This window comes from Escherichia sp. MOD1-EC6819 (assembly GCF_002965765.1).
GTDB lineage: Bacteria > Pseudomonadota > Gammaproteobacteria > Enterobacterales > Enterobacteriaceae > Escherichia > Escherichia ruysiae.
On the sequence record NZ_PTRG01000010.1, the window covers coordinates 227,389 to 234,626 of the forward strand.

Consider the following 7,238-nt stretch of genomic DNA (forward strand, 5'->3'; position numbering starts at 1 on the left):
AGCAATGTTCAAATATAAAAAAAAGGCGGCAGTGATCTGTTTTTTGTATTTTTTGTGCGTCGCTGTAGTAACTTGTTATTTATACACCATTTATGTTAAAGGCCGCATTAATTCGGTGAAGGTATCTATTGTAGATAGTGGGCTTACAATAGCTAATGTTTCTGAGTATCGCCGCTCAGTATCTAATAATATATTTTATGAACTTGAGGTTTCGCCAGAAGAGTTGTTAAAAAAAATACGCAATAGCTTTGCTGGCTATGAAAACCCTGGATATTTGTATGATCTCGGTCCTTATATGATTAGCGATGGTAAATGTATCAAAGTTACAACGAAAGGGGATAATTTTTGTGACGACATAGTTTCCTCTATTCGGGTAATTAATGAATTTGAAAGAGGCATTATTAGCTTAAAAAATAAGTGCTATGTTTATTATGCTCATCCCATTGCAAAACGTACAAGTTTGATATCAGTGGTAGATCCTGAACGTTATTTATCTTTGATAAGAAATCAATCAGGGGAACGAGAAGATATCTATGTATCATTTTATGATATTAATGATAATGAAAAGAAAATCGCAGGTGATGATTTTTTGATAAATGATGCAGTATTTGAGATGTCAGCTATCACTCTGTCGTATTCTTATCTTCCAGAAATGATGTTTATTGTTGCCTATAAAAAAAGTAAATATCTATATATATGTGCGTTTTTCGTTTTTGCATCGGCAATATCTGCAGTCATAATGTATGTTTATTATGTTAAATTATTGCGTGATATTATAAATAAGGGTAGATTGGAAAAAGAATCTATATTGTCGAATCATCAATATGATTTACGTGGAGAAAATCTATTCTTTAATACGGAAGAGATTAATGCAATTCGAGAGATATATGACTTTGGCACTTGTGATGCATTAACCAGGGCTTCTGGTCGCCGGAGTTTTGATAAAGAAATCAAGATACTGAGAAAAAGTTTTGGCTACCTGTGTCTATTTGATGTGGATAAATTTAAAACCATTAATGATAAGTTTGGTCATTTATTTGGTGATGAAGTACTCATCAAACTTGTTAATATCATTAAAGAAGAGTTACCCCGTCGTGAAGGGGAAATATACCGGTTTGGCGGTGATGAGTTTGCTATTATTTATTATGAGAAAGATAAAAATAAGCTATCAAGAATTTTGCACAGAGTTGTTCATTTCGCCATTGGTGGGTTAAATTGTAGTTGCAGTATAGGTGTTGCCAGCACAGATGAGTGCATGAATAACATTGAACGGTTGAAATTGCTGGCAGATGAACGGTTATATAAAAGTAAGCAAAATGGCCGAGCACAGATAACGTGGTGTTGATATTTTAATTTGCATGGCATTGGTCATCGATGTTTATAAAAATCACACAGTTCAAGTTATATTATTAATGAATCGTTAAGTGCAATGCTCATAAAAAATAAAGTAATATTAAACAAAATCCTTTTGGTTGTTGCTATACTGCTATGTTTTGTTTTTTTATCAATTGTTGAACAGCCCCTTGGATTTTATCAACAAACATTATTTTCAATTATTATTTGTATCGCTGCTATCTTCCTTAATTTTCTCAAAGGAAGGATGATTACTCTGATTCTAATGGGTGTTGGAATACTCATATCATCCCGATATCTATGGTGGCGTTACTCTTCTTCAGTAATCCTGGATGAATTTCCAGACTGTTTATTTTCAGTCACGCTATTAGTTGCTGAGACGTATGCATGGTTTGTTTTATTACTTGGTTACTTTCAGGTTTGCTTCCCGCTGAACCGAGAAAGTATACCCTTACCAGAGAATAAAGAAGAATGGCCCGTTGTTGATATATTAATCCCCACATATAACGAACCCTTTACAGTCGTGAAGAATACAGTTTATGGTGCGTTGGCCTTAGACTGGCCAACGGATAAATTAAATATCTGGCTCCTTGATGATGGCGCCAGGGACGAGTTCAGGAAATTCGCGAACGAGTCAGGTATTTACTATGTCGCAAGAGAAACACATGAACATGCTAAGGCCGGAAATATAAATAATGCGCTTAAAATAGCTAATGGCGAATTTGTTGCTATTTTCGATTGCGATCATATACCCTCGGTTTCTTTTTTAAAGAAAACGATGGGCTGGTTTATCGCCGATAAAAAATTATCTATGTTGCAAACACCACATCATTTTTTTTCCCCCGATCCTTTTGAGCGAAATTTGGGACAGTTCCGGCAAAAGCCAAATGAAGGACACCTTTTTTATGGATTAATCCAGAATGGTACGGATACATGGAATGCTTCATTTTTTTGTGGTTCATGTGCAATCATCCGTAGATCTGCTCTGGATGAGGTTGGAGGCATTGCAGTCGAAACAGTAACAGAAGATGCGCATACGTCGTTACGCTTGCATCGTGCAGGTTATAGCTCTGCGTATCTTCGCTATCCTCTGGCTGCCGGGCTAGCCACCGAAACATTGTCTGCTCATATTGGACAACGGATTCGGTGGGCTCGAGGCATGATTCAAATCTTGCGTATTGACAATCCATTATTGGGCAAGGGGCTGACATTATCACAGCGCCTTTGCTATCTCAGCAGCATGATGCATTTTTTATCAGGTGTGCCACGACTGATTTTCTTGTTCGCACCGTTATGTCCTATTTTCTTTTCGGTCAATCTGATCGATGCATCAGTTGCAGATATTATGTCTTATGTTTTACCTTATCTATTTGTTATTATTTTAACTAATTCAAGAGTACAAGGTAAATACAGACATTCATTCTGGAATGAGATTTATGAAATGGTTCTGGCCTGGTATATTACGCTACCAACGCTTGTAGCTTTACTTGCGCCAGCAAAAGGTCGTTTTAACGTTACGGCCAAAGGGGGACTGATAAAAAATAAGTTTGTTGACTGGCGAATTTCCTATCCCTATCTTATTTTTGCTATTTTAAATGTAATCGGGCTGATAATAGGTGTTATTAATGTTTATAGTTTGCAAGGGCATATTGCCATCTTGAATTTGTTTTGTTTAATCTGGTTGTTTTATAATGCAATTATTATTGGCGCAACTTTGGCTGTTTCTATTGAACAAAAGCAGGTGCGTTTTTCTCCCCGTATTGATGTTTCTTTCAAGGGCGTTATACAACTGGATGATGGACGGCGCTATCCTTGTTCTGTTCTTGATTTTTCCGAAGGAGGATTAGGTGTAATCCTTGATAATATCTCCGACGTAAAAGATATGCTTAAAGCACAGCAATTGTCTCTTTATCTGGATGATAGCAACGGGAAATGTGATATTCCGGTAGAAATAGTTCATGCTTACAATAATAAAATTGGTCTGAAGATTATGCCAATGAGTTATGAACAAAGTGTTAATTATGTAAGAGCAACGTTTTCTCGTGATTCATTATGGCAAGAGTGGAATAATAAAATTAGACGGGACAATATTCTAAAGAGTTTTTTTGAAATATGTTTCATCTCTCTGAAAGGTTATTGCAATATGGTTTTTTATATTCTGCGGACGCTGAAAAGCAGTTCCAAAAGTTAGTTCTAATTTCTGACTGCTAATTAAATATATTGTTTGTGTTTATTATGGTTGTTGAATTTTTTAAAATGGAAAGAAAATTTTTGAGATTAAGTGCTGCGATAATTGGCTTGGGGTTATTATGTTTTTACCAGGCAAATACAGCATCGGCTACAGATACAGTAATCAGTAAGTCTTCCTCTGGAGAAGTATTACCATCTATCCAGAAGACAAATATCTCTGCTTATGCGAAAGAGTCGTCTCGCCATTTTAAACTCCCATTTACACAAATCGCACCAGCTCCAGGAAACATAGTCCTGAATGGCGTTAACCCACAGGGGCAAATTGAGTTTGGTATGCGTAGCGATGAAATAGTATCAGAAGCAAAACTAAAACTTGAATACACTCCATCACCGTCGCTGATCCCTGTCCAGTCACAGCTTAAGGTCTATCTTAATGACGAGTTGATGGGGGTATTGCCGATTACCAAAGAACAACTGGGGAAGAAAACGCTGGCGGAAATAACTCTTAACCCATTGTATTTTTCTGATTTTAATCGCTTGCGCCTCGAATTAATTAGTCACTACCAGAGCGCCTGTGAAAACCCGACCAGCAGCAATTTGTGGCTTGATATTGGACGTACCAGTGAACTTGAACTGGTATTTCAGAGACTTAATCTGAAAAATGATCTTTCATATTTTCCTGTACCGTTTTTTGACCCGCGAGATAACCGCACTAATACATTGCCGATGGTTTTTGCAGGTACTCCTGAGACTGGTTTGCAGCAGGCATCAGCTATTGTCGCTTCGTGGTTTGGTGCGCAATCTGGCTGGCGTGGTCACCGATTTCCGGTTTTCTATAACCAGTTACCGGAAAGTAATGCAGTGGTCTTTGCCACTAACAATAGACGCCCGGACTTTCTGCGCGAGCATCCGTTGGTGAATGCGCCTGTTATTAAAATGATCAGTCATCCACAAAATCCTTTTATCAAATTGCTGGTACTTTTGGGCCGCGATGACAAAGATTTATTACAGGCGGCAAAAGGCCTTGCACAGGGAAATATACTTTTTCGCGGCGATAGTGTGATCGTAAATGAAGTGACGCCGTTACTGCCGCGTAAACCTTATGATGCGCCAAACTGGGTACGCACTGACCGTCCTATAACTTTCGCAGAGCTTAAAAATTATGAAGGGCAGTTACAGGCAAGTGGCCTGGAGTCTGCGGCAATTAATGTTTCATTTAATTTGCCACCTGATCTTTTTCTATTGCGTAATCGTGGGGTTGATATGAAGATTAACTATCGCTATACCACGCCAACGATAGGTGGTTCACGCATGGATGTCAGCCTTAATAACCAGTACCTTGAATCTTTCCGGCTAAGTCCGCAATCTGCTACCGATAGATTGTTGTTACGTTTACCGTTATTGCAAGAATTGTTGGATGGTAATAATGGAATTACCATTCCTGCGCTGACGTTGGGGGCGCTTAATCAATTGCGATTTAATTTTGAGTACATTAATACAATGCCGCGTTCTGATGCTGATAGCTGTATTATTTCCAGGCCTCTAAAAAATCATGCGGTTATTGCAGATGATTCCACTATCGATTTTTCAAAGTACCATCACTTTATCGCAATGCCAGATTTACGCGCTTTTGCCAGCTCAGGCTTTCCATTTAGCCGCATGGCCGATCTATCAGAAACGGTTGTGGTTATGCCTGAAAATCCTGGTACAACGCAAGTTGAAACATTATTAAATACCCTTGGACTGATTGGTGCTCAAACTGGATTTCCGGCAATTAATCTGACAATTACTGATGATATAGGTTCTGTCCAGGGTAAGGATTCAGATATTCTGCTTATAGGAACACTTCCGCAAGAATTTGCAGATAAACAGCAAATTAATCTGCTCATTGAGGCAACAACGAGTTGGGTAAAAAGCCCAATGCGGAACACTGATTACGCAAAAATTATGGCAGATAAAAACGATCAAAAACCTGAAATACAAACAACTATAAATTCCCCATTGCCAATGGCGGCGATAGTTGGTTTTCAGTCCCCATATCATGCCCAACGCAGCGTAATTGCTTTAATGTCCGAGGGATCACGCGGCGATACGCTACTCAACAATGCGTTAATTAATAGTACAAAACGCGGCAATATTTTTGGTTCAGTCGCGGTTATTCGCGAATCTGGCGTCAATAGTTTACAGGTTGGAGATACTTATTACGTTGGGCATCTCCCCTGGATTGAACGAGTGCAATATGTGTTAGCCAGACATCCCATTCTACTGGCAGTGCTGGCAACTCTCAGTGTGGTGCTATTGGCGTGGGTAGTATGGCGTCTGTTACGTAACATTAGTCGCCGTCGTCTGAACCCTCATCAACAGTAATTCATCATCATTTCTATTTTGCGGCTCCATTCTGTCCTGACTTTATACAGGCAGGGAGCTGCGCCCGTTCTGTTTTTAATAAAAAGTGAGTTAACACCTGATTGAGGCAGGCATGTACAAATTCACCCTAAATTTACTCACAATATCCCTTGGTTTGGCGGTAATGTCGATGGCGAAAGCCACACCAACCGCACATAAGCTGTTAATGGCGCAGATTCGGTTGGGCGAAGACATTCACCGTGAAGATCTGGTCGAACAGTCGCTTTATCGTCTTGAATTGGCGGAACCTGATAATCCAGATGTCGTTGCGGCGCGTTTTCGCTATCTGCTGCGTAAGGGGGATATTGAAGGCGCGCAAAAACAACTTGCCAGACTTTCCCTGCTCGCTCCTGATTCAAAAATATATAAAGCATCGCGCACGGCCATGCGACTTTCTTCGCCTGAGGGGCGTCAGGCACTGCAAATGGCGCGCTTACAAGCTATCTCCGGGCGATATAAGGAGGCTATCGACAGTTACAACAAGTTATTTAAGGGGGCGCCACCAGATGTCGAAATGGCATTGGAATACTGGGGGGCAATGACGCAAATTGCCACCCGTCGCAACGAAGCGATTCGTCAGTTGAAAATGCTTAATATTGATAACCCAGGCTCTGGTGCCATATTTGGGGCGCTGGGGCAGGCGTATTCTCAGAATGGCGATCGTGCTAATGCGGTGGCGAATCTGGAAAAAGCCCTCGCGCTGGATCCGCACAGCAGCAACAACGACAAATGGAACAGTCTGCTGAAGGTGAATCGCTACTGGCTGGCGATCCAGCAGGGCGATGCTGCGCTGAAAGCCAATAATCCCGACCGGGCAGAACGCCTGTTCCAGCAGGCGCGCAATGTCGATAACGCCGACAGCTATGCGGTGCTGGGGCTGGGCGATGTGGCGATGGCGCGCAAAGATTACCCCGCCGCTGAACGCTATTACCAGCAGACGCTGCGTATGGACAGTAGCAACACTAACGCCGTGCGCGGGCTGGCGAATCTTTATCGCCAGCAGTCGCCGGAAAAAGCCGAAGCGTTTATTGCCTCGCTTTCTGCCAGCCAGCGGCGCAGCGTTGATGACATCGAACGCAGCCTGCAAAACGACCGCTTATCACAGCAGGCGGAGGCACTGGAAAATCAGGGTAAATGGGCGCAGGCGGCAGCACTTCAGCGCCAGCGACTGGCGCTCGATCCCGGCAGTGTGTGGATTACTTACCGGCTTTCGCAGGATCTCTGGCAGGCCGGACAACGCAGCCAGGCCGATACGTTAATGCGCAATCTGGCGCAACAGAAGCCGAACG

General features: G+C 41.5%; 4 protein-coding genes. All 4 read left to right on the forward strand.

Annotated features, from left to right (window positions below; genetic code table 11):
- Positions 1-4 precede the first annotated feature (4 nt).
- Positions 5-1,345, forward strand: coding sequence for a GGDEF domain-containing protein (locus tag A7Z06_RS16260; protein ID WP_000477638.1), 1,341 nt, complete (start codon positions 5-7; stop codon positions 1,343-1,345).
- Between the two features lie 84 nt (positions 1,346-1,429).
- Positions 1,430-3,544 (forward strand): UDP-forming cellulose synthase catalytic subunit, encoded by a 2,115-nt coding sequence (gene bcsA, locus A7Z06_RS16265; protein WP_105279495.1) that lies wholly within the window; start codon positions 1,430-1,432, stop codon positions 3,542-3,544.
- A gap of 65 nt (positions 3,545-3,609) precedes the next feature.
- Complete coding sequence (gene bcsB / locus A7Z06_RS16270) at positions 3,610-5,910, forward strand: cellulose biosynthesis cyclic di-GMP-binding regulatory protein BcsB (protein WP_370906333.1); 2,301 nt, start codon at positions 3,610-3,612, stop codon at positions 5,908-5,910.
- 112 nt (positions 5,911-6,022) lie between these two features.
- The coding region (locus A7Z06_RS16275) for a tetratricopeptide repeat protein (RefSeq protein WP_157941590.1) at positions 6,023-7,238 on the forward strand (1,216 nt) is incomplete at its 3' end.

Bases quoted from the DNA above. Each gene is read 5' to 3' on its own strand.
- bcsB (WP_370906333.1), top strand. From the start codon at position 3,610: ATGGAAAGAAAATTTTTGAGATTAAGTGCTGCGATAATTGGCTTGGGG.
- A7Z06_RS16260 (WP_000477638.1), top strand. From the start codon at position 5: ATGTTCAAATATAAAAAAAAGGCGGCAGTGATCTGTTTTTTGTATTTT.
- bcsA (WP_105279495.1), top strand. From the start codon at position 1,430: ATGCTCATAAAAAATAAAGTAATATTAAACAAAATCCTTTTGGTTGTT.